Origin of the sequence: Methanocella arvoryzae MRE50, assembly GCF_000063445.1 — an archaeon.
Taxonomy (GTDB): Archaea; Halobacteriota; Methanocellia; order Methanocellales; family Methanocellaceae; genus Methanocella_A; species Methanocella_A arvoryzae.
In genome coordinates this window covers 822,671-843,572 of record NC_009464.1, presented here as the reverse complement: position 1 = coordinate 843,572, position 20,902 = coordinate 822,671, and the positions used below count along the sequence as shown (strand labels likewise).

Here is a 20,902-nt window from a genome sequence, read left to right as displayed (position 1 = left end):
TTTCATATTATCTAGTTGAGGAAATTCCATGGGAGTTCTAGAGGTTGTACAACAGGTGATAAACACCGTTAACGGTTGGGTGTGGGGCCCCGTAATGCTGGTCCTGCTGGTAGGTACTGGCTTGCTGCTGACCCTGAGGCTGAAAGGCCTGCAGTTCCGGGAGCTGCCGCATGCCTTTGCCATGATGCTGCACGCGGCGAAGAGCCGGAAATCTGACCAGGAGGGCGACATCCCCTCGTTCCACGCGCTGTGTACCGCCCTGTCGGCCACGGTCGGCACGGGTAACATTGCCGGTGTCGCTACTGCAATAGTGCTCGGTGGCCCGGGTGCGCTGTTCTGGATGTGGGTCACTGCCCTGGTGGGTATGGTGACTAAGTACTCGGAAGCAGTCCTGGCGGTGAAGTACAGGACGAAGAACGCCGACGGGACTATGTCGGGCGGCCCGATGTACTACATCGAGAAAGGGCTGAAGATGAAGTGGCTCGCCATGCTGTTCGCCTTTTTCGGCATGATCGCGGCGTTCGGTATCGGCAGCATGGTGCAGGCGAACTCGGTTACGCTCGCCCTTACCTCTCAGGTACAGGCAATAGGCAGCGTCGACGTGCCCGTGCTCGGCAGCGTCTCTCTGCTCAGCGTCGTCATAGGCATCATCCTTGTCTTTATCACTGCTCTTGTCACTTTCGGCGGCATCAAGAGGATCGGCGAAGTCGCATCCGTCCTGGTGCCCTTCATGGCCATTCTGTATGTCATCGGCGGCTTGCTGGTGCTGGTCCTGAACTTCTCTAAAATACCGGACGCTTTAATGCTGGTCTTCACCTACGCCTTCACACCCTATGCGGCGGTCGGCGGTGCGGCAGGCTACGCGGTTTCGCAGGCTATCAGGTACGGTGTGGCGAGAGGTGTCTTCTCGAATGAAGCCGGTCTGGGCAGCGCACCTATCGCATATGCAGCGGCCAAGACTAACAAGCCCGTATACCAGGGCATGATAGCGATTACCGAAGTGTTCATCGACACGCTCATCATCTGCTCGATCACCGGCCTGGTAGTGCTGACCAGCGGCCTGTGGGACGACGGCACGTTCTCAAGCACAGATCTGACGATCGCGGCCTTCGCTAACTCTCTGGGTCCGATCGGCCTGCTGATCGCCGTCGCCTCCGCAGTCCTGTTCGGGTATTCGACCATCCTCGGCTGGGCTTACTACGGAGAACAGTGTTTCCACTACCTGTTCGGCAACAGGATGAAGCGGGTCTATAAGATCGTCTTCCTGGCCGCGGTGCTGTTCGGCTCCGTGACTAAGGTCGGCCTGGTATGGGATATCTCCGACACGTTCAACGGCATGATGGCCATACCCAACCTGATCGCCCTCGTTGCGCTGAGCGGAGTGGTCGTCGCGGAGACGAAGAAGTACTTCGACGAGCGCAAGGCTGGCAAGAAGAGCGGCGGTATCGACAAGGTGCCGGCCTAAAAGGGGTATACTACTTACCCCTTTTCTTTTTTATGACACCGTGATGTCCTGATCGGTGAGCGTCATTATTCCCTGCGCAAATAATTTTTATAATATGAGGCAATGAACTTAAGTGAAGCCGGATCGGACCGGGTGATAGCGCCGCAACCCTTAAGCTTACTGGCGTCTATTCAAATCCTCACAGATGCCTGAGATGGCCGGTGATATCGATCTGCTGCAGGCTGAGAGCGCAGCGCGCAGAACGCGTTGTCCTGTACGTACAAGCGAACTGCCGGACTGGCTTAGGACTGCCACGCATAGTACGATCGATGATGAGAGGGAACTAACTCATGGAATTCTGTCCTAAATGCAAGAGTATTATGAGGCCGGGCGGTGGCGGCATGGTGAAATGCCGCAAGTGCGGCCACGAAAAGAAGGCACAGGCCGGCAACATGATTGTCGGCGGCCCCGTCAAGGATCAGGAACGCGAGATCACTGTGCTGGACGAGAAGCAGGACGCGGGCCTGCCCACCACTGAAGAGGTCAAGTGCCCCGACTGCGGGAACCAGAAGGCCTACTGGTGGATGCGCCAGCTGCGCAGCGCCGATGAGAGCGAAGTGCGCTTTTTCCGCTGTACAGAGTGCGGCAAGACCTGGCGTGAGTATAACTAACGCCGGGCATTTACAGGTATACGTAGGTATGCGTGAGCATGAGTATCATGCATACATGCATGACCTTCGTACCTCTATCAAAGCTTTTATTTAGCTATAGCGTTAACTACAGTTAGTAATAACCAAGGGCAAGGAATATAACATGTTCAAGGCGGCAATCAATGCAGAGGTCTTCAAGGACGCGATCGAGGCCGTATCGACGCTGGTCGACGAGGCCAAGTTCAGGATCACGAAGGACTCCATCTCCGCACGTGCGGTTGATCCTGCCAACGTCGCCATGGTGGCATTCGACCTGAACGCTAAGGCGTTTGACACCTTCGAGGCTACCGATGGCGAGATAGGCATAGACCTGGTCAGGTTCATGGACATCCTCGGCATGACTGCCAGGGACGACCGGCTCGAGCTAAACCTCAATGAAGAGACCCGCAAACTGGAGATTCGCACGGGAGGGCTCGCATATACTCTGTCGCTGCTCGACCCCGGCTCCATCAGGAAAGAGCCGAAAGTGCCGGCTCTCGAACTGCCCGGAAAGATCGTGCTGAACGGCGCAGAGCTGAAAAGAGCAGTCAAGGCTGCGGAAAAGGTATCCGATCACATGGCCCTGGGCGTGCAGGACAAGACCTTCTACGTCGAGGCCGAGGGCGACCTGGACAAGGTGCGCCTGGAGATACCTGAATCAAACCTCATCTCTCTGCAGGCGACGAGCAACGTAAGGTCCTTATTCTCGCTGGACTACCTGAACGACATCGTCAAGTCCCTGGGCAAGGCCGAACAGGTAACCATCGACCTCGGCACCGACTACCCTGTCAAGTTCACTTTCAGCATTGCCAGTGGCAACGGCACTGTCATCTACCTGCTGGCGCCGAGAATCGAGTCTGAGTAAATGAATTTACAGGGAAAGGCTCAAGTTTGTACCGCAAACTTGACGCCACTACATTATTTTCTTTCAGCTTCTTTCCCCTTCTGGATTAGCTCCCTGACTCTCTGGCCGCCTTTTACCCCGCCCTTGTGCCCAATCTCCTCGTAGAACTTGCGATCGTGGGACTTTGAGGTAGCCTGACCGCCCTTGCGGCCTGCCTCTTTTACAGACATGCCGCCTTTTTCTGACACTTCCATCCTCCTGGCCATATCATCACCAGAATCTCATCCGTACTATATTGCAATGAAAATGACCCGTAGAAAAAACAAAACTTGGACCTGTTGGTCCTGAATGTGGACAGAACGCGAACACCAGGCGGAGCTCGGTGATTTAAGCTAAAGTTTCGTTGTCCGGGCGATTACCGTGGATAGTATCAGTATCACATTTTTTCAATTACCTGGCAAGCCCTGAAAAAAGTTTTTACCTCTGGCCCTGCCATTATTACAGGAATAGCTTATACTGCTACAGTCAGCACGAGGAGCACCTGTCATGGACGCGGTCGGCTTTGCAAAGTATCCGTTTACTCAGGAAGCGCTGTCCTACGTCAGGGACCGCAACTACTCCATGGAGGACATCCTTCAGAAGCCGGCTTACGGACAGGTGCGGCTGAGGGCTAAAAAACGGGTCCTCAACTCGATTAAGGGCGATGTCCAGGCAGACGATCTGCTGCCTGACCCGGAGCGGGAACTGCTCTCTTATCCGGTTGCCCGTATGCTGGTGGCGATGACTGAAGACCAGTACCTGATGAAACGGTTTGCGTTGTGGGAATCCAAGCGGGCGTATACCCTGCTGCTCGACGAAAGCGACACCGGCCTCATGGACGTGGGCCGGGACTTCGGCATAACTGCCCGGGCGAAAGACCGGGAGTTCATCATCCACTTCACCGACTATCTTCGGTATGCCGCCGGGCTGCGGAACCTCGAGTGGAAGCTGATCAACCGAAAGGTAGTGGCTGGTATGGTCTATGTGTCCCGGGAAACTTTTACCCGCCTGCTGGAAGAGGCGGTCAGAGAAAAAATCCAGGCCGGCTTCGGCGCTAAGGTACCGGCGGAAATGAAGCCTGTACTGGAGCCTTACCTGGCGGAGATCCGGGAATCGCTGGATAAGCTCAAGAGCGAAAAAGGCCTCTCAGGCGATGGTGAAGTAACCCAGGACTCGTTCCCGCCCTGCATGAAAAACCTGCTGGCAGACCTGCAGAAAGGCATAAACCTGCCCCACACTGCCCGGTTCGCCCTGACCTCCTTCCTCGCCAACATCGGACTCGACAAGGACGCCATCATGGATTTATACCGGATGGCCCCCGACTTCCGGGAGGACCTCACCCACTACCAGGTGCAGCACATCACCGGCGGCAGCGGCACCGAGTACACTTGCCCCGGGTGCAAGACCATGATGACCTACGGCAACTGTATCGGGAAAAACAAGTTATGCGAGTATGTCACCCACCCGCTGTCCTACTATCGGAAGTCACAGCGGAGGAGGGCGAAAGAGATGGCGGCAGCGCAGGCGTTCAAAGGAAGCAAGGATAAGGCTGTCGATACTGTCGCTGAGAACGTTCATGTAGAGACCGGTAACTCGCCGGGTAATTGAATCCTGTCGTGCTGAAGCCCCTGAGCCTGCGATAGTGGACGAAAGCTGCACTATCTACTATTACCAGAATAATTGCATACTGTTGTTTCTGTGTTCGTGAACGTTGACGAACGCTGCGCTGTGCCAATCCTCACAGATGCCACAGATTCCGATTGATTCCACAGATTCCTCTGCAGAATCCACAGATTACTACTCGATATCACAGAAGGAAAAAGCTAATATCGAACGCAGATAGTCATCAAATGAGCACTCTATCAGAATATTTTTTATTATCTGTGGAATCGAGCATCATCTGTGCAATCGAGTAGAAATCTGTGGATTCTGTTTCAATCTGTGAAATCTGTGTGGTTTTGCACAGCGCAGCGTTCGTATTGCTATCTCACCACCCAGAAACAACAAGAAAACGCACAGCACCGCTTTTTTGTTTGAAAAATGATTTGTGGTGCCAGGGATACGATACTTGTGCCCCCGGCACGAACGATTCGCGATCCTTTTCTCTTGTTAGCCCAGCGGGTCCTGCCCGATCTTCTGGATCATCTTCTCGAGGACTTCCTTTCTCATGCCCTCGACGAACTTGATCGAGCCGACCACGAGGTGGCCGCCGCCGTTGACGCCGCCGCCCTTGATCTCCTCGCGGAGTTCCCTGACCATCCTCGGGATGTTCATCAGGACGCCACGGCTGCGGAGTACTGCAAAGTCGGGCCCGAAGCCCAGGGTGATGACAGGCTTGCCTTCGTTCTTCTTACACATGCGATCGTGGATCTCGCCGGTCATCTTGCCCGGGGGCGGGAAGGTGAACCTGTGGGCGAACAGCTCTACGTCTATGGCGTGCAGCAGGGCGCCGTTGGGCAGGTTTATGACTTTCACGTGAGGCAAAGAGGCATCCATCTGCTCGTTGATCATCCTGTTGGCGTGCTCGTCGAGCAGATCTACCAGCTCTCTGTGGCGCTTTGCGCTGCCGAAGTTGAGGATGTCGTTGACGATGCCTCTGCCATCGTTGTACCTTAGCCAGAACTGCTCGAAGTCCAGGGCTAAAGCGATCTTTTTCAGCTCGTCCTCCGAGTATTTATCCTTGACCAGCTCCAGGTACTTCGCTCTCTCCGGGGCCTCCGACCTGTCGCCTACCGCTGCCACCGCTGCGAGGTGCTTGATCTCCTCGGTGACGTCCGGGTTGATCATCCTCGCGAGTTCGGTGCCGAGCATGCCTGCGGTGATGCCGAAGTCTCCGCCGGCGTGGTACGGGTTGACGTGGCCTTTTAAATAAGGGTCGACGATCGTGTCCGGGTGGTGATGATCCACGACCAGCAGGTCGATATCGTAGACTTTAGTGTACCTGTAGGCATCGATGTCCTCTTCCGTCGAGCCGTTGTCCATCAGTACAATCAGCGGCATGCGCTGGCCGAACCGCTGGTTGTCTTCCAGGGCCATGACCAGGTCCTTGTTCACGTCTTCCAGCTCGTAGAACGGCGCCTTCGAAGGCGATCGGGAGAAGAAGTGGTGCTCAGCATCAGCGTCTCCCTGTGCTCTGATTAAGGGCAGGCAGGCCCGCTCTATTGCTACGCCTGCGCAGATGCCGTCGGCGTCCGCGTGGTGCCTGATGATGATCGGCTCCGACTTGAGGATTGCTTTCCTTATGCGAAGGGCGACTTTCTCCATCTGGGGCCTGAGCTTCTCCAGCACCTCGCTCTGCACGAGGAATTCCACGTGGTGCGGAGCAGCGCGCGCCTCTATAGCATCCTCTATGACTTTCCTGACCTGCGCCGCATCCCCGTCCGACAGCTTTTTCATGTCCAGGACTTCAAGCTGCAGGCCGTTGTTCCTCTTCGTGATCTCGCCGGTGACCTTGACCATATCCTCGAGGCCGACGTCCGGGAACGCTCTCTGGCCGGCTTCGACGAACGCGGCACACGAGACTGAGCCCTCCTCGTCTGCAACTGTGAAGATCGTGGGCCCGCTGGTCTGCTTGACCTGGACGATTTCGCCGCTGATGCTGACCAGCTTGTTGATGAACTTAACAATGTTCGAAGACTTAGTCCTCGGGAGGTTCTTCTCCACCTCAACCACCTGGAAAGAAGTCACCTTGTGGGGCAGCAAGTCAAAGTTGCCGTTCGGCTTGATCGAGTTGATCTTGACGATGACATCGTCGCCAGGCACATATGGCCTGTGAACGTTGCTGGAGTGGATGAGACCTTTTGTCTGGTCGTTCAGGTTCACAAAAACGCCGAAGTCGGCCAGGTTGGCCACTTTGCCGAAGTATGCCTTGCCGACCTCCAGGTCCGATACGTCGCATGCCGGTGTAAGCTTGTAGACCGGGTGGATGCCTTTACAGTTCTCGCAAACGGTCAGGCCGGGCAGGGCGGGCTTGCCGCAGATGTCGCAGTCTGCCAGCTTGCCTGTGCCTCCGCAGTCCTTGCACTTCTCTCTCTCCTGCCATTTGCCGCTTCCCTTGCACTTGGGGCAGAAGCCGCCGAGCATGCCCTTGAGGTCCTTCTCGGACATCTGCAAGAGGTTCATGCTCTTGACCTTGCCCTGGCCGCCGCAGGCAGGACAGGTCTGCTCTCCTTTGATGACATGGCCCTTTCCCTGGCATGTCGGACATTCAGTACTCATGATAATGACCTTATAAATTCGCTTGCAACGACATCCGGAGGAATTAATATATATTTTCCCCTGTCGCCATCGAACGTACCACGCACGTGGCCATGATCGCTGTTTAGAAAGTGCCGGGTCGCGCAGGCAGTACACTATGAAGCTTCTGGATATATAAAGATGTTGAGAATAGATGGACGTGGAAGCGTCTATCGGCGCCGATCACTCACAGGCCATGTGATTGTAGATCGTCAGGCCGGGGCTGATCCATTCGGGCAGGCCGTTTGCTGGAGCATATGAAGTCAATATCTCATCTCGCCAGGTCATTTCCCCACCGCCGAACGTCTCAGCTTATGATGCTGGCGATCGGCAGCCATAAGCGTTTTTACGCCGTTTGTGAAATTAACTTCCACAGAACTCCTTGCGATAAAAGCGCCCGGCCTGGCATATATCCGCCTGTCCACTAGCAAGTATTTAATTTTTGTTAAAATAATATTGTATGGAGAATCTCTATGACCACCATATCAGGAGCCGAAAGAGAAGTTATGATGTACCTGAAGTCCTCGCTGCACCACAACAGGTTCGACGGCGTGAAGGCGAGTGAGATAGCCAATAACATAGATAAGCCTGTCCAGGACGTGATCGCAGCCTGCGAGACGCTCGAGCAGAAAGACCTCGTCGCCATCGAAAAGCGGGAAATGAGTGAAGGGAAAGCCAGAGACCTGGAGGTACACATCAAAGAGCATGGCATAGACTTCCTGAGGAAAGAGAAAGGAATACCCCTGTAAGGGCGGCTGACTTCACCATTATTTTTCTGCTGGCAGTTTTCGGCCGATAATTTTATAAGAGATGAAAGGTAGTGTAATGCTGCAATTATTGATGGGGCCTGTGGTCTAGCTGGCTATGACGTCGCCTTCACACGGCGGAGGTCAGGGGTTCGAATCCCTTCGGGCCCACTAGTTTGTTTTGAGGGGCTCCCGGGGACTTTTACAAAAGTCCCCTGGGTCTCGACACCCGAAAAAGCCCTGAAAGGGCACTTTTAAAGCGATGTTTTTGAGGGGGTGGCGAGGGGGGCTTTTTACAAAAAGCCCCCCTAACACCAATCCTTAACAACTTTTTCAAAAGGTTTTCCTGTGATTGACAACTTGTACTATCGTACTACTCTTCTTCCCTAAACTGATATTTACTACATTCCCGCACCCTGCACTTCTTACACTCGTCCCCGTCCTTGCAGGGCTCAGTATGGATGATGATGCTGGCCCGGGGGAACCTGTCCTTGATGTCCTTTTCGATGTGGGTCGCCAGGCAGTGGGCCTGTTCGATGGTCAGCTCTTTGGAGACGACGAGGTGCAGGTCGATAAACCTGTCCGAGCCAGATTTTCTTGTCCGGAGCTTGTGGAAGCCCGCATACTGTTGCGAGTGGTCCTCGATGATCTGGCAGATCTCGTTTTCCTCTTCCTCAGGAAGCTTGACGTCCATCAGGTCTTTGACCGACCTGACGATCAGCTCTACCGCTGCTTTAAGGATGAAGACCGCCACGAGGATGGCGAAGATCGGGTCAAGTATAGTGATGCCTGTCAGCTTGATCGCGACCAGCCCGGCGAAGATGCCCAGCGAGGTCAGCACGTCAGTCCGCAGGTGCCAGGCGTCTGCCTCCAGAGCTATGCTTTCGGTGCGCTTCGCCGTTTTCATCAGCCTCTGGGAAACGTAGAGGTTCACGATGGCCGATAAGAGCATGACTGCAATGCCCAGGCTGACGTCCTCGAGGACAACTCCATGAAGGATCTTCTCGTATGCCTCGTAGATGATGAAGCCTGCCGCGACGAAGATCAGCAAAGCCTCGATGGTGCCGGAAATGTTCTCCAGCTTGCCGTGGCCGAACGCGTGCTCGTGGTCCGGCGGCTTGCTCGATGTGCGGACGGAAAAATAGGCGATAACCGCAGCGACGAGGTCTATGCCCGAGTGAATGGCCTCAGAGATCACGCTCACCGAGCCGATCATGACGCCCACGATCAGCTTGAGGATGACCAGCGACAGGTTAGACACTATCGACAGGCGGGCGATGCTCGTTTTCTCTCTGTTCAGCTCCTCTATACTGCTACTCATCGTTTCTCACAGTAACTGGTAAAACACGCGATACGTCTTGATTATATTTAGGGTTATCGTACGGATGGAACTCCGCCCCTCCCCGGACGCAGAAAATAAACCCCGTTAAGTTTACGGAGGTTCCTCCGCAATGGTAATTGTTATAAGCGGAGAGGGTGTAATACTACTAAAACTAGTGGAGATATCAGGGAATGATTGAAGAGCTCGGCATCAAAGACATGACCGTCAAAGAGTTTCTGGACGACCTCATGGACATCAAAGGCTATACCAGCATCATCTGCCCGCTGACCGAAGAGTACCTGGCCGACCACAACCGGACGCTGTTCTACGACGGCGACATTCTCGAATATCAGATCGGCACGAACAGGATCGTCAAAGTCGTCGTCGACGGCGAGCAGCTTCACATCAAAAAGGACGGAGTCGAGTACACCGGTGCTAAAGCAAGGGCTCTGTTCAGCGGGGACAGGGAGTTCAAGGCCTGGAAGAGAACCTGCGATGGCGACAAGAACGCGCTGATCAGGGATGCCTGCGCAACTGTCCATGTCTTCCATGTCAACTACGTGTACGCTCTTAAGGAGCTGCAGCTTCCGAAGGAACTTACCTTCTGCACGATCAGAGAGATGATGTCCTTCGTCATATCCCGGGAATTCGAGGCCATCGGAGCCCGGTACATGCCTTACAAGGAAGCGTAAAACCGCTTCCCGGGCAGGAAGCCCTGAGTCTCCTGCTTTTTTTATATTTTAACACGCGGATTAAGCGAAAGATAAACTATTTCTACTTGCAGCGGGCTTTTTCCCGGGCAATGGATTCCGTGATCATACTGGGGCTGGCCGCAGGTGCGCTGACTACCGGCAGCACTATACCCCAGATCCTCAAGATTCTCAAGACGAAATCCGCAGGAGACATCTCCACTCTTTTCTTCCTCTTCATGGGCTGTGGCATGCTGCTCTGGCTAATCTATGGCATCCTCCGCTCGGACATTATCATCATCCTCTGGAATCCGCTGAGCCTGAGCTTATGTCTCATCATACTGGGGCTGAAACGGGTTTATCCGTAGCTTTTATAATGCGCAGCACAGCGTGCACCCTTTTTATCTGCTCACTCTGGGGTGAACCGGCTGATATCCGAGGTCCCGGCGACGGCTTCGATGGCGGCCAGGCTGTCCATCATATTCCGGAACCTCTGGTCTCTCATCAGCCCTTCTTCTTCCCCGCGCATGATCGCCTGGATGTTCATGATCTCGTCGCTGGACGCGAAGTCGTACAGCGCCGGGAACAGGACTGTCTCTTCGATCGCAGCGTGCGACCTGTACATGACGATAAATGACATGCACAGCCTCACTATCTCGTTCATCTCGCCGACTGTATCCACTCCTCCCGCCTGCGTCGTATCGATGATCCTGTCGATGATGGCCCTTCCTCTGTCATGCTGCAGCCTCAGTGTTTTCAGCAGGTCTTCGTGACGACCGGAAGTCTCTATCCTGGGAAAGATCAGCCTTTCCTCGTCTGACATATGGTGTTCCGCGCCCAGCTTTTTCATGAGCAGGGCGGCCCGGTTGAGGGGTCGCAAGTCCATGCTTGCGCCGTTGGCGATACTGGCGATCATGCTCTCGATGGAGATCATCAGCCGTTCCATCAGGGCGTGATCTCTCGACAGCATCTCTGTCGGCGAGGTCATCACCGACTCCTTTCCGAACCTGCCGGGGGGTTCCTGCGGCGCGATCTGGACCATGCTACAGGTAAAAGGTAAAATCCATCCGTGTAGTGTGTTAAGCTTCGTAATAATCATCCCCGATCGACGAGTACGGCGTCAGTCAGCAATAACGTCACCCGCGTTCGGAGTTGTCCGCATTACCGGCCGCTTTCCTTTTTCACGGGCACCCGGACGCTTTTGTAATAGGGGGGATACCAGAGGTATCCGTGTTCCCGCAGCGGATCGATGTACCTGACCTTGTCCCCGTCGTGTTCCTCTGTAACCGCATACGAATGATAGCGCAGGCGCTTTAGCTCAGGGCTCTCCATGTCTTGCTGCCTGCCGGCAGGCTGCCCTCTGCATTTCTCGAACACTATGTTCTCCCCCGGTCCCCTGAGCAGGCTGTACTTTATCACTCTGACCGTATCCGGAGTCTCGGTAACTGCCAGCCAGTCGATCGGTATGAGCCCCGGTATCGTTTTACCGTCGATGCGGCTGCCGACGTACACCTTGAGCGATACGCTGGCCAGGACGACGGCTGTAAAGAACAGTACATAGGGCAATGGATGGCCGGTGTCGGCTAAGCCCGCCACGATCAGTAACAGGTATATTATGCTCGCCACTGTCAGAAAAATGCTGGGGCCCGCCATGATACCCAGAGTAAACTTATGATCGCTGAGCGGGTATAGCAAAGGTATGCCCGGGTACGCCAGATAGTCCAGAACTATGTGCGACAGACCGCCTGCAATCGCGGCCAAAATCGCAAGGATCGGGCTGACAGGCCCGTATGCCGGCAGCGCCATGGTGACAACGATAAGCCCGATCACGGCGAACAGGACCGAGGTCGCAACAGCCCCGGCTATGCTGTGGGTAATCCCGCCATGGGTGAAGATATACAGTCGCGGATCCCTGTCGGAAAACCTGTGGAATACTACGTCTATGTCCAGGACGACTGCTCCCAGGACTGCAAAAGGGACAAGCTCTGGCCGGCCAGCAGCGGTAAAAACGACTGTTATAGCGAGGGCATGTGTCAGGCTGTCCACGTGATCAATCTCGGCGCTGGCGGATAAATACGTTACTTTTGTCCGCCCGCGTCACGATCGGCATTCCCGCTACTGAACGATCAGGCAGCCTGGCTCTTCAGGGTTCCGGGGCGTGGCATTGTAGTCAGGGCATCCCGGGCATCCTGGGCAGCCAAGGTAGCCTGGGTATCCCTGGTATCCCGGGCTGCCCAGGTAGCCGGGGTAACCCGGATTATAAACGTAGCAGCCGGGCTCCCCCGGTGTCCTGATCGGATTATCGGGACAGCCGGGACAGCCCGGGCAGCCCATGCCAGAGTTCGAAACCCATGTCGCAGGCTGCTGGTACGCTCCGGTGCCGAAGCCCGGGTACGCCTGAGCCACCACAGGGGCTGTCAGTGCTATCAGTAATGCTATCATCGTCATGATCTGCGCTGTTGTTTTCACTTCTGATCCCGGTCCACAGGTCTGGCACTATTTACATAATGCGAACTGATGTCATGAGCGAGGATACAGTTGTCCGGGAGCAACTGGAGCGCTCGCGTGTAACGATCACGCTGCCAGGTATGCGGAATCCTTTCCGATCGTTTATCATAAAATAGCGCCAATCCCTAATGGTAACTAGTGGTTCCTTATGCAGTCCGATTTCTCGATCAGCCATGTCGACGCAAAGCTCGTACAGGCCGGCAGGCTACACTTGAGGCCGGTTTACACGTTCGCGGCCGATACACTTCCAGCAGGGGCAGTCCAGGTCTCGGCAGTGGTCACCGAAGGTCATAAGTGCCTGGCGAAGGCCTTGCTGATACAGGCTATCCACCCGGAAGTACCCCCGGTCTACCTGGGCGGAGATGCGATGAAAGGCTGCTGTTTTGGCGCTTCTGCCTGGCTGGGATTCATGAAAATGCCTCCGATGATGAAGGCCATGTATGCATCCGTGCCAAAAGGTGACGGTAAGCATAACGCTCACTATCTGAAGGCGACGCCTGATCTATGTGAAGCAGGCCTGAAAAGCCTCGGCAGGCTGATCCCGGCCGGAAAATACCTGGTTATGGGGACCTGTGACGAGAGGACAGAAAGCCTGGCCCGGCCTGTTTCGGCGCTCTGCTTTGGCACTGCAGAGCAGATCCGTAACCTTTGCGGTCTGGTCCACTTCAGCAGGGCCGACCTGTTCAACCCGGTTATCGCTGCATGGGGCGCTCACTGCGCTACTTTTATCTCTTATCCTGCCGGGCTGTGGGAGAATGTCCCGAAGGATACCGCTTTTATCGGTCCTGCCGCATCATACGGCAACGACTGGTTTCCGCCAGACCTGCTGGCCCTGAGCATGCCGTACCGCATGGCGGTACAGTTGTCCGAGGATTATGGGCAGTCGTTCGCAGAAAAATGCCCGGATAAGACGTATCCGGCGACCCGGGATCAGCTGTAGTTCCGGCCACCGTCATCCTCATAAGGTATGCCGGTTTATGTGTTACGGCATGCACCTGATCATCACCGAGAAGCACGACGCGGCCAGCAAGATCGCTGCCATCCTGTTCAAGGACAGGACGCCGGAGCGCATCAACGGCGTGCCGGCATACAGATCTAAGGCAGCGGATGCCCTGGTGATCGGCCTGGCAGGGCACATCCTCGAGCTCGACTTCCCCGAGGCCTACCAGAAGTGGAGCGCATTTCCGCCCAGGGAGCTGATCAGGGCACAGGTGGTCACCTACCCGTCGAAAAAGGACCTCGTCGGAGCACTTGCTACGCTGGCCACAAAGGTGACCCGCGTCACCATTGCCACTGACTATGACAGGGAAGGCGAGATGATCGGCGTCGAAGCCTATAACATCATCAAGAAGATCTCCAGCCCGACGTTCGACCGGGTCCGGTACAGCTCTTTCACTAAAGAGGAGATTACGAAAGCCTTTGCCAGCCCCACTGCAGTCGACTTCGATCTGGCGGCAGCCGGGGAGTGCAGGCAGGAGATAGATCTCGTATGGGGCGCAGCCCTGACCCGCTTCGTCTCCATCGCCGGAAACAAGTTCGGAAAGGACTTTTTATCCGTGGGCCGGGTGCAGACGCCGCTGCTGGCATTGATCGTAGACCGGGAAAAGGAGATTCAGGCGTTCACCTCGAAGCCCTACTGGGAAATCGTAGCCACGCTGCTGAAAGAAGACCGGTCTTTCACGGCTTCCCATAAGCGGGGGCGGTTCGACAAAAAGGAAGAAGCTGCTGCCATCCACAAAAAGCTCGGCAAAACTGCGGTGGTCAAAGACGTAAAAGCAGACCGGAAAAAGGAGCAGCCCCCGATCCCCTTCAACACAACTGAGTTCGTCAAGGCAGCCAGCGCGCTGGGATTTACCGCGGCCAGTGCCATGCAGATCGCCGAAGCTCTGTACATTAACGGCTGGATCTCTTATCCCCGTACCGACAACACCGTCTACCCTGATACTTTGAATCTCAAAGACCTGCTCGGAATATTCAAGACCAGCCCCGACTTCGCGAAGAGCGCGCTTGAACTGCTGGCGATGCCATCGATAACGCCTACGAGGGGCAAGGTCGAGACCAAAGATCACCCGCCTATCTATCCGGTAGCCTGCGCGATGCGAAAGGACCTCGACGACAGGCAGTGGAAGCTTTACGAGCTCGTGGTTCGCCGATACTTTGCGACGCTATCGCCTGCATGTGAGTGGGAAACGATCAAGGCAGAGATCGATATCTCGGGAGAGCCGTTCGCAGCTAACGGCAAGCAGCTCGCAGTTCCCGGCTGGAGGAAACACTATCCCTACGGCCTGCAGAAGGACGAGCTATTGCCTCCTCTTAAGGCCGGCGATCCTCTCCTGGTCCGGAAAGCCGATCTACTAGAGAAGAAGACCGAGCCGCCCAAGAGATATGGCCAGGGCAAACTGGTCCAGATGATGGAAGACCTCGGCCTCGGCACCAAGGCCACGAGGCACGAGGCGCTGGCGAAACTGTACCAGAGGGGCTTCATCGAGGGCAACCCGCCTCAGCCGACGGCCACCGGAATTTCGCTGATCGACGCGCTGAAAGCTTATGCCTCGGCTATAACCAGTAATGCAATGACCAGTAAGCTGGAGCGGGATATGGACGCCATCGCAGCCAGCCAGCTTAAGAAAGCTGCCGTCGCGAAGGAGTCCCGGGAAATGTTGGACAAGGTCTTCGACCAGCTGGAGAAAAACCGCCTCGAAATCGGCCGCATCCTCCGCTCAGGCTTTGCCGCGGACAGCGACATCGGGCCATGCCCGCTGTGCGGTTCCGCGCTCGTGGTCAGGGAGAGGAAATCGGACAAGAACAAGTTCATCGCGTGCTCCGGCTTCCCGAACTGCCGCAATACTTACAACGTCCCGCCAGGTACCCTCAAATTCGACAAGACCGTCTGCGAAAAGCACCGGCTCCACCACGTCAAGGTGACCCCGCCTTCGACCAAAGGGCCTGACGGCAAGGCAGTCAGGGGCAAGGCTTACGACTTCGGGTGCCCAGCCTGTAGAAAGGAAAACCCCTCGGTAATGCCCCCCTGCGTCAAAACCTGTAAACCCGACCTCAGGGCGATGATACCCCACGGCCGGGAATCCGGAGAACTGGTGACCACTGAGGCTCACAGAGTGACCGGTTTACCACAGAGGCACAGAGACGCACAGAGGTTCACAGAGATTTTTACAATCATCATTATGATGCTCACGCTGCGCTTACAGCTCCTTTTCTTCTGTCCTTCCAGATATCCCATAACGTCACCAGTAACAATACCGGTCCCATTGCAACAAGGGTCAGGTAGAGGATGACTATCGGTACTGAGATGACAGGTAAGAGTAAACTGCATATTATGCCGAGGATCGTAAGCATCGTCAGCAGTATCACGAGGTCATTTCGGCTGAAATGTTTAGTCTGCAAGGCAAGGTCTCCGGCCCCCGGCTCATCCGGCTTCTTAAGGTACATGAGTAGCACGATCACCGCATAGATGCAGAAGGTTAGCAATATAGTGAGAGGCGGAGCTATTCTTTCCGGCAGCAGGAATACGAAGGTCACTATGTACAGCAGCGCCAGGTACCCTATGAGGATGGCAATGCCCATTTTGCCCAGCCGGAGCGATTCTATCGAGAACTGCCCCCCGTAGCGCCTGGAGGCTATCCAGTACAGTATTTCGGCAATTGCGGCGCTGCCAAGAATGCTCAGGACAACCGCAGCGACATTGCCTCCGGCATTTAAAGACAGGAAAGCTGCACCGATGACGACGACCGCTATTGCCAGTAACCAGTTCATGCGCTTTTTTGCCAGGATTCGACGGTGCCCGGATAATATCCTGTTCTCCCCGGACAGTATCTCAAAGCACAGCGCCGGCAGGATGAATACCATTTTGGCAGACCGCGACACTTTCATAGCGGCAGCGTCTTGCCCTGACATAGAGTACTATTGGTCAGGGCCTGTTGAAAAGTATGATGGTGGCAATGCCACTCGAGAAAAATGTAGTTTAGGCGGCTATGATCTTCTGAGCCGTAGTGATTGTGGCGATCTCGTACTCTTCGTGGATACAGCAGTCGCTGCAGCCTTCCCTGTTCTGGCAGAAGAGCGTCTGCTTGTGTGGGCACCAGCTTCCGTAAAATCTCAGCTTTTCCTCGGCAAGCATTTCTGTTCGGACCACCTGTTTAGTATTAGCTATCAGTTATCTCCGCAATTATTTAACCGTTGCAGTAAATCTCGTACAATAATTACGATTTTGTAATTACAGCCTATTATTTGCCTTAATATCTCCTGAGCAATGTGTTTCGGGGAAATGATAATCGATACAGTTCTCCTGCATGACAGACTTCCCTCACAGCAAGCTATAAATACCCGGACTGCTATTAGGTCAATAAGACATAGGTCAATTTGACATAGTACAATAATAACCTATGTCCATCAGAACTAGGTCGTATGGCACAATGGCTGATCTGGACTTAATCATACTCGGCTCGCTGCTGGGAATGCCCGCCCACGGGTACCAGCTGAAGCAGAACATCGAGCTTACCTACGGTAAGAGGTACGTCAACCTCAGCAACAGCCGGCTTTACCCAAGGTTATCAAAGCTGGAGGCAGACGGGTACATCGAAGGCAAGCGCGAACCGCAGGAGAAGGTGCCGGACCGGAAGACGTTCCACGTCACGCCGGCGGGCATTGAGAGGCTTAAAGAGCTGGTCGCAACGCCGCTGGGGCCGAGGGAGGATGAATTCGATTTCCTCGCCCGGGCATCCTTCTTTGGGCTCATAACTGCCGACGAGCGGCGGAAGATCATAGAGCCGCTATACCAGGCAAAGGTAAATGAGCTGGCCGAAGCCCGCAAAAAGCGGGAGCAGTTCGGCCAGTACATGGATAAGTTCTCACTGGCGGTGCTGGACTACGGCATCGCGGCCATCGGCAACACGGTGGAGATGTACAGGAAACTGTTAGATGCAGAGTGATAGTGATGATCGATATAGCACTGAAAAATATGTGGCAGAGGAAGACCCGGACCGGGCTGACGGTGATCGCTATCGCCGTCTGTATCATGCTGTTCCTGGTTCTCTCCACCGCCACGGGCACGATGGACCAGATGTTTGCGGATTCCCAGAGCCGGCTGACCGGGCAGATATATGTAAAGACGCCGTCTGCGCAGTCTGGTGCCGTGCCGGAGTTCCCGCCGGTCTCCTCGAGCATGACTATGGAACAGGCTGACCAGCTGATGATGGTGGCCGGCATCGACGAAGCCAGTTCCTCGCCGTTGCTCCTGGTTCCCCAGGCACCCTCGCTCTTTCAGAACGGTCCCCCTCAGGTGATCGTGGTGGGCATCACTCCCGGCAAAGAGAAGGCCTTCTACGGTGACGCGCTGATCGACAGTCCATGGCCGATCATTCGCCTGGGTGACAGGGACGTAATTCTCGGCGCATACGCTGCCGGCACCCACTATAAGGTGAACGTAGGGGATCAGATTACCGTCCAGAACCGGAACCTGACCGTGGCCGGCATCGCACAGCCTACAGGTTCCATCATCGTCGACGGCATGGTGCTGATGCCTCTGAATGTGGCGCAGGAGATCTTCAACCGCCCGGGCGTCTCGACCGTGATGCTCACGGCGCCTTCGGAGGACAAAGTCGACTCGGTAGCTGCCGCTGTCAGGACTCAGTTCCCGGAGCTGGAGGTCATGACCCAGAAGGACGTGGCTGACACACTGAACAGCATGGCGTCGACGACGCACACTTTCATGGGTATGATCAACCTGACGATGCTGGTGGTGGCAGGCGTGGTGACGTTGATGGTCATGTTTATGTCCGTCTCGGAGCGGACGAAAGAGTTCGGCATGCTCCGGGCGATTGGCGCAAGCCGCCTGAAAATCCTGGCCATGGTGATGGAAGAATCGGTGATCATCTGCCTGATCGGCAGCGCCGTCGGCGTGCTTATCTCATTCGTGGTCATGAAGATCATGTTCGGGGCGGCGTTCGCATCGGTCGATGTGATCCTGCGGGCTGTCCTCTTCATGACGGTCATCGGCATCATAGCGGGCCTTATTCCTGCGTACAGATCGGCAAAGATTCAGCCGCTGGAGGCGATTCGCTATGAGTGAACACCATGGTGTTGAACAGCAGGTGATGAACGTTCAGGCGGCCGGGGGCGAAGTCGTACTGGAGGCCAGGGGCCTCAAAAAGTCCTATCGCATGGGCAAAGTGACGGTAGAGGCGCTCCGCGGTGTAGACCTCGCCATCAGGCGAGGGGAGTTCGTCTCCATTATCGGGCCTTCAGGCTCGGGCAAGTCGACACTCCTGAACCTGATCGGCTGCCTGGATCAGCCTACGGCCGGCCAGGCCATTATCGACGGGCAGGACGTCTCCCGCATGAAGGACCCGGCGCTGACCGCAGTCAGGTGCAGGAAGATCGGTTACGTGTTCCAGAAATTCTACCTGCTGCCCTTCCTCACCACGCTGGAGAACGTGGAGCTGCAGGCCCGGCTGGCCGGCGTCAAAGATAGCCGGGCCAGGTCGGTAGAGGCCTTGAAGCTGGTCGGGCTTGAGGCCCGGATGAACCACCGCCCGGTCGAGATGTCGGGCGGCGAGCAGCAGAGAGTGGCCATCGCCCGGGCACTCGTAAAGGGTCCGGCCTTACTGCTGGCCGACGAGCCTACCGGCAACCTGGATACGAAGACCGGGGACTTGATCATGGACGTGTTCAAGCGCCTCAATAAGCAGGGGCTCACCATTGTCATGGTCACCCATAACCCAGAGCTGGCAGCCCGGACGGGCCGGGTCATCAAGGTCAGGGACGGACTGATCGAGGAAGCCTGATCCGCTTCCTCACATTTTTTATTCTACGACATGTCTATATAATCCCTTAACCTAAAGTGCCGTATCATGCTGGAGATCTACTGTGACTCTTCCTTTAACGAAGACAGCCCTTCTTTCATCGGCTGCGTGATCCTGGCCGACAGCCTCGAGGTACACCAGTCCTCCACCCGGGTGCTGCCCGATCCGAAAAGCAACCTGGAGTGCGAGATGGCCGCCATCGAGCTGGGCATGCGCATGGCCAGGGTTTTTCGCAGGGGGGACGAGCCAGTAGTCGTCTATAATGATAATACTGAAGCAGTGAAAGCCTGCCTGGATGACGAGGCGGCCCTTTTCCCGGTCGAGTTCGCGCCGAGGGAGAGCCCGTACCTGTCCATGGCTGACCGCCTGTCGAAACGGTTTCCGCAAAAGCTGGCAGAGGTCGCCGACCTCTGCAGGAAGCCTGTCGAGTCCTTCACCCCCGACATCCTCCGGGACATCGGCGAAAACCGCCGGGCAGTGCTCTACCTCGTCCGGGATGCCGGGCGCTCCACTAACACGAAAAGCGTTTACAGGCTGGTTGTCCGCACCATCGATGGCGTAATCTCCGATGATCTGACCTTCGAGGCCCGGTCAGGAGAGGTTAAAAACATCAAGGTGGCCAGAGATGTTTCTGAGAACGTGAACCTTATAACCGCTGATCTGGACGGCGCCTACTTCCTGCTGACCGACGAGACGTGGGGCCTCCGCCAGAAAGGCGGAGAGGCCTACTCTGCCCTGCCGTGCGCGATCCCTCACCGCGTCATCTGCCACGAGGTCGATCGTTCGCCCGAAAACCTCTGGCGCCGGGTGCAGTCTTTACTGCACGGAGAAAGCAGGCAATAGGGGCCCTATGGCAGGGTGGTTTCTGCCTGTCACCTTATTCGACGACTTTTTCAAAGAATGTCTTATCCACGTTACAGACCGGGCAGGTCCAGGTATCGGGGATGTCTTCGAAGGCTGTGCCCGGCTCGACGCCGCTGTCCGGGTCTCCTTTTTCCGGATCATAAACGTATTGACAGACGGTGCATATCCACTTGTCCATAATTCTGACTCCTGGTACATATTAGCTGTAGGGCTTCATAAGCTTATAGTCCGATAAAGGCGCCAGACGGGCTGCGAGGGCCATTCATCGGCAAATATATGCATAATCAGGGCTATCATTATATGAAACCGGAAGATAGCGGTTAAAAATATGTGAGGACTGAGCATGAGGGACTGGGATGTATGGCAGAGGCACCCTGAGTATACCAGCGTTATCGCACTTGGGGGCAGCCTCCCGAAGAGCATGGTGGAGAAGCTTGAGAAGATCGGCTTTGTCGTAGACGACGGCAGCAAGCCTGCTATCAAGGCAGGGCAGCTTTTCTTTTTACATGCCAAGAACAGCATGGAGAAGTACGAGTACTTCCGGAAGGTGGACGAGTTCAAGAATAAGTACGGCGAGGAACCTCTGCCTGTCCATCTAGAGGAGTTGCCAGAGCTGATCATGCGATTCGTGGGAGACGTCAGCGTCGAACAGTGCCTGCAGATCAGCAACTTCGCGCTGGACGAGCTGCTGAAAAAGTAACTTT

General features: G+C 55.6%; 23 protein-coding genes and 1 tRNA gene. 15 read left to right on the top strand and 9 right to left on the bottom strand.

Annotated elements, in window-relative coordinates; genetic code table 11:
* Nucleotides 1–28: 28 nt before the first annotated feature.
* The 3 genes from RCI_RS04355 to RCI_RS04345 all read left to right on the top strand — a co-directional run bounded on the left by RCI_RS04355 (nt 29) and on the right by RCI_RS04345 (nt 2,998).
* Nucleotides 29–1,465, top strand: coding sequence for an alanine/glycine:cation symporter family protein (locus tag RCI_RS04355; protein WP_012035184.1), 1,437 nt, complete (start codon nt 29–31; stop codon nt 1,463–1,465).
* 329 nt (nt 1,466–1,794) lie between these two features.
* Nucleotides 1,795–2,115 (top strand): transcription factor S, encoded by a 321-nt coding sequence (locus RCI_RS04350; protein WP_012035183.1) that lies wholly within the window; start codon nt 1,795–1,797, stop codon nt 2,113–2,115.
* A gap of 142 nt (nt 2,116–2,257) precedes the next feature.
* Nucleotides 2,258–2,998: a DNA polymerase sliding clamp gene (locus RCI_RS04345; RefSeq protein WP_012035182.1), complete on the top strand. Its 741-nt coding sequence runs from the start codon at nt 2,258–2,260 to the stop codon at nt 2,996–2,998.
* Nucleotides 2,999–3,051: 53 nt separating this feature from the next.
* On the opposite strand, the gene RCI_RS04340 is transcribed toward RCI_RS04345, so the two are convergent.
* Nucleotides 3,052–3,243 carry a hypothetical protein gene (locus RCI_RS04340; protein WP_048198023.1) on the bottom strand — a complete coding sequence of 64 codons (192 nt, stop codon included), beginning with the start codon at nt 3,241–3,243 and terminating at the stop codon, nt 3,052–3,054.
* Between the two features lie 280 nt (nt 3,244–3,523).
* On the opposite strand from RCI_RS04340, the gene priL reads away from it, so the two are divergent.
* Nucleotides 3,524–4,624 (top strand): DNA primase regulatory subunit PriL, encoded by a 1,101-nt coding sequence (gene priL / locus RCI_RS04335; RefSeq protein ID WP_012035181.1) that lies wholly within the window; start codon nt 3,524–3,526, stop codon nt 4,622–4,624.
* Between the two features lie 501 nt (nt 4,625–5,125).
* Here priL and RCI_RS04330 read toward each other — a convergent pair.
* A complete protein-coding gene (locus tag RCI_RS04330) occupies nt 5,126–7,234 on the bottom strand; it encodes a DHH family phosphoesterase (RefSeq protein ID WP_012035180.1) in 2,109 nt (702 codons plus the stop codon).
* A 491-nt stretch (nt 7,235–7,725) separates the two neighbouring features.
* Between RCI_RS04330 and RCI_RS04325 the strand changes: the two genes are divergently transcribed.
* Together RCI_RS04325 and RCI_RS04320 are read left to right on the top strand one after the other, a co-directional pair.
* A complete protein-coding gene (locus tag RCI_RS04325) occupies nt 7,726–8,001 on the top strand; it encodes a hypothetical protein (RefSeq protein WP_012035179.1) in 276 nt (91 codons plus the stop codon).
* A gap of 94 nt (nt 8,002–8,095) precedes the next feature.
* Nucleotides 8,096–8,169 (top strand) — tRNA-Val (locus tag RCI_RS04320).
* A gap of 202 nt (nt 8,170–8,371) precedes the next feature.
* Here the strand turns inward: RCI_RS04320 and RCI_RS04315 are convergent.
* A complete protein-coding gene (locus RCI_RS04315) occupies nt 8,372–9,319 on the bottom strand; it encodes a cation diffusion facilitator family transporter (protein ID WP_012035178.1) in 948 nt (315 codons plus the stop codon).
* Nucleotides 9,320–9,510: 191 nt separating this feature from the next.
* Between RCI_RS04315 and RCI_RS04310 the strand changes: the two genes are divergently transcribed.
* Together RCI_RS04310 and RCI_RS04305 are read left to right on the top strand one after the other, a co-directional pair.
* Entirely contained in the window at nt 9,511–10,011 is a 501-nt protein-coding gene (locus tag RCI_RS04310; RefSeq protein ID WP_012035177.1) for a hypothetical protein, read from the top strand.
* A gap of 110 nt (nt 10,012–10,121) precedes the next feature.
* Nucleotides 10,122–10,376 (top strand): SemiSWEET family sugar transporter, encoded by a 255-nt coding sequence (locus RCI_RS04305; protein ID WP_012035176.1) that lies wholly within the window; start codon nt 10,122–10,124, stop codon nt 10,374–10,376.
* Nucleotides 10,377–10,417: 41 nt separating this feature from the next.
* Here the strand turns inward: RCI_RS04305 and RCI_RS04300 are convergent, their stop codons facing one another.
* From RCI_RS04300 to RCI_RS04290, 3 genes are all read right to left on the bottom strand, one after another.
* On the bottom strand, nt 10,418–11,050 hold the full coding sequence (locus tag RCI_RS04300) for a hemerythrin domain-containing protein (RefSeq protein ID WP_012035175.1): 633 nt from the start codon (nt 11,048–11,050) through the stop codon (nt 10,418–10,420).
* A gap of 119 nt (nt 11,051–11,169) precedes the next feature.
* The gene (locus tag RCI_RS04295) at nt 11,170–12,054 is read right to left on the bottom strand and encodes a metal-dependent hydrolase (RefSeq protein ID WP_012035174.1); all 885 of its coding nucleotides are present in this window, start codon (nt 12,052–12,054) and stop codon (nt 11,170–11,172) included.
* 69 nt (nt 12,055–12,123) lie between these two features.
* Nucleotides 12,124–12,477 carry a hypothetical protein gene (locus RCI_RS04290; protein WP_012035173.1) on the bottom strand — a complete coding sequence of 118 codons (354 nt, stop codon included), beginning with the start codon at nt 12,475–12,477 and terminating at the stop codon, nt 12,124–12,126.
* 187 nt (nt 12,478–12,664) lie between these two features.
* Between RCI_RS04290 and RCI_RS04285 the strand changes: the two genes are divergently transcribed.
* Together RCI_RS04285 and RCI_RS04280 are read left to right on the top strand one after the other, a co-directional pair.
* The gene (locus RCI_RS04285) at nt 12,665–13,456 is read left to right on the top strand and encodes a DUF169 domain-containing protein (RefSeq protein WP_012035172.1); all 792 of its coding nucleotides are present in this window, start codon (nt 12,665–12,667) and stop codon (nt 13,454–13,456) included.
* A 49-nt stretch (nt 13,457–13,505) separates the two neighbouring features.
* Nucleotides 13,506–15,809, top strand: coding sequence for a DNA topoisomerase I (locus tag RCI_RS04280; protein ID WP_012035171.1), 2,304 nt, complete (start codon nt 13,506–13,508; stop codon nt 15,807–15,809).
* On the opposite strand, the gene RCI_RS04275 is transcribed toward RCI_RS04280, so the two are convergent.
* Entirely contained in the window at nt 15,706–16,428 is a 723-nt protein-coding gene (locus tag RCI_RS04275) for a hypothetical protein (protein WP_148266522.1), read from the bottom strand. The genes RCI_RS04280 and RCI_RS04275 overlap by 104 nt on opposite strands.
* Nucleotides 16,429–16,495: 67 nt before the next feature.
* Nucleotides 16,496–16,651 (bottom strand): hypothetical protein, encoded by a 156-nt coding sequence (locus tag RCI_RS16920; protein WP_158308869.1) that lies wholly within the window; start codon nt 16,649–16,651, stop codon nt 16,496–16,498.
* Nucleotides 16,652–16,916: 265 nt separating this feature from the next.
* Here RCI_RS16920 and RCI_RS04270 point away from each other — a divergent pair, with 265 nt between their 5' ends.
* The 4 genes from RCI_RS04270 to RCI_RS04255 all read left to right on the top strand — a co-directional run bounded on the left by RCI_RS04270 (nt 16,917) and on the right by RCI_RS04255 (nt 20,177).
* Entirely contained in the window at nt 16,917–17,462 is a 546-nt protein-coding gene (locus tag RCI_RS04270) for a PadR family transcriptional regulator (protein ID WP_081477279.1), read from the top strand.
* A 5-nt stretch (nt 17,463–17,467) separates the two neighbouring features.
* Nucleotides 17,468–18,601 carry an ABC transporter permease gene (locus RCI_RS04265; RefSeq protein ID WP_012035168.1) on the top strand — a complete coding sequence of 378 codons (1,134 nt, stop codon included), beginning with the start codon at nt 17,468–17,470 and terminating at the stop codon, nt 18,599–18,601.
* Between the two features lie 25 nt (nt 18,602–18,626).
* Complete coding sequence (locus tag RCI_RS04260; RefSeq protein ID WP_012035167.1) at nt 18,627–19,316, top strand: ABC transporter ATP-binding protein; 690 nt, start codon at nt 18,627–18,629, stop codon at nt 19,314–19,316.
* 66 nt (nt 19,317–19,382) lie between these two features.
* Complete coding sequence (locus RCI_RS04255; protein ID WP_012035166.1) at nt 19,383–20,177, top strand: hypothetical protein; 795 nt, start codon at nt 19,383–19,385, stop codon at nt 20,175–20,177.
* Between the two features lie 34 nt (nt 20,178–20,211).
* Here the strand turns inward: RCI_RS04255 and rd are convergent, their stop codons facing one another.
* Nucleotides 20,212–20,376, bottom strand: a complete 165-nt coding sequence (gene rd, locus RCI_RS04250) for a rubredoxin (protein WP_012035165.1) — start codon at nt 20,374–20,376, stop codon at nt 20,212–20,214.
* Nucleotides 20,377–20,541: 165 nt separating this feature from the next.
* Between rd and RCI_RS04245 the strand changes: the two genes are divergently transcribed.
* Nucleotides 20,542–20,898 (top strand): hypothetical protein, encoded by a 357-nt coding sequence (locus RCI_RS04245; protein WP_012035164.1) that lies wholly within the window; start codon nt 20,542–20,544, stop codon nt 20,896–20,898.
* The last annotated feature ends 4 nt before the right edge of the window (nt 20,899–20,902 follow it).

Bases quoted from the DNA above. Each gene is read 5' to 3' on its own strand.
- RCI_RS04355 (WP_012035184.1), top strand. From the start codon at position 29: ATGGGAGTTCTAGAGGTTGTACAACAGGTGATAAACACCGTTAACGGT.
- RCI_RS04350 (WP_012035183.1), top strand. From the start codon at position 1,795: ATGGAATTCTGTCCTAAATGCAAGAGTATTATGAGGCCGGGCGGTGGC.
- RCI_RS04345 (WP_012035182.1), top strand. From the start codon at position 2,258: ATGTTCAAGGCGGCAATCAATGCAGAGGTCTTCAAGGACGCGATCGAG.
- RCI_RS04340 (WP_048198023.1), bottom strand. From the start codon at position 3,243: ATGGCCAGGAGGATGGAAGTGTCAGAAAAAGGCGGCATGTCTGTAAAA.
- priL (WP_012035181.1), top strand. From the start codon at position 3,524: ATGGACGCGGTCGGCTTTGCAAAGTATCCGTTTACTCAGGAAGCGCTG.
- RCI_RS04330 (WP_012035180.1), bottom strand. From the start codon at position 7,234: ATGAGTACTGAATGTCCGACATGCCAGGGAAAGGGCCATGTCATCAAA.
- RCI_RS04325 (WP_012035179.1), top strand. From the start codon at position 7,726: ATGACCACCATATCAGGAGCCGAAAGAGAAGTTATGATGTACCTGAAG.
- RCI_RS04315 (WP_012035178.1), bottom strand. From the start codon at position 9,319: ATGAGTAGCAGTATAGAGGAGCTGAACAGAGAGAAAACGAGCATCGCC.
- RCI_RS04310 (WP_012035177.1), top strand. From the start codon at position 9,511: ATGATTGAAGAGCTCGGCATCAAAGACATGACCGTCAAAGAGTTTCTG.
- RCI_RS04305 (WP_012035176.1), top strand. From the start codon at position 10,122: ATGGATTCCGTGATCATACTGGGGCTGGCCGCAGGTGCGCTGACTACC.
- RCI_RS04300 (WP_012035175.1), bottom strand. From the start codon at position 11,050: ATGGTCCAGATCGCGCCGCAGGAACCCCCCGGCAGGTTCGGAAAGGAG.
- RCI_RS04285 (WP_012035172.1), top strand. From the start codon at position 12,665: ATGCAGTCCGATTTCTCGATCAGCCATGTCGACGCAAAGCTCGTACAG.
- RCI_RS04280 (WP_012035171.1), top strand. From the start codon at position 13,506: ATGCACCTGATCATCACCGAGAAGCACGACGCGGCCAGCAAGATCGCT.
- RCI_RS04275 (WP_148266522.1), bottom strand. From the start codon at position 16,428: ATGTCAGGGCAAGACGCTGCCGCTATGAAAGTGTCGCGGTCTGCCAAA.
- RCI_RS16920 (WP_158308869.1), bottom strand. From the start codon at position 16,651: ATGCTTGCCGAGGAAAAGCTGAGATTTTACGGAAGCTGGTGCCCACAC.
- RCI_RS04270 (WP_081477279.1), top strand. From the start codon at position 16,917: ATGTCCATCAGAACTAGGTCGTATGGCACAATGGCTGATCTGGACTTA.
- RCI_RS04265 (WP_012035168.1), top strand. From the start codon at position 17,468: ATGATCGATATAGCACTGAAAAATATGTGGCAGAGGAAGACCCGGACC.
- RCI_RS04260 (WP_012035167.1), top strand. From the start codon at position 18,627: ATGAACGTTCAGGCGGCCGGGGGCGAAGTCGTACTGGAGGCCAGGGGC.
- RCI_RS04255 (WP_012035166.1), top strand. From the start codon at position 19,383: ATGCTGGAGATCTACTGTGACTCTTCCTTTAACGAAGACAGCCCTTCT.
- rd (WP_012035165.1), bottom strand. From the start codon at position 20,376: ATGGACAAGTGGATATGCACCGTCTGTCAATACGTTTATGATCCGGAA.
- RCI_RS04245 (WP_012035164.1), top strand. From the start codon at position 20,542: ATGAGGGACTGGGATGTATGGCAGAGGCACCCTGAGTATACCAGCGTT.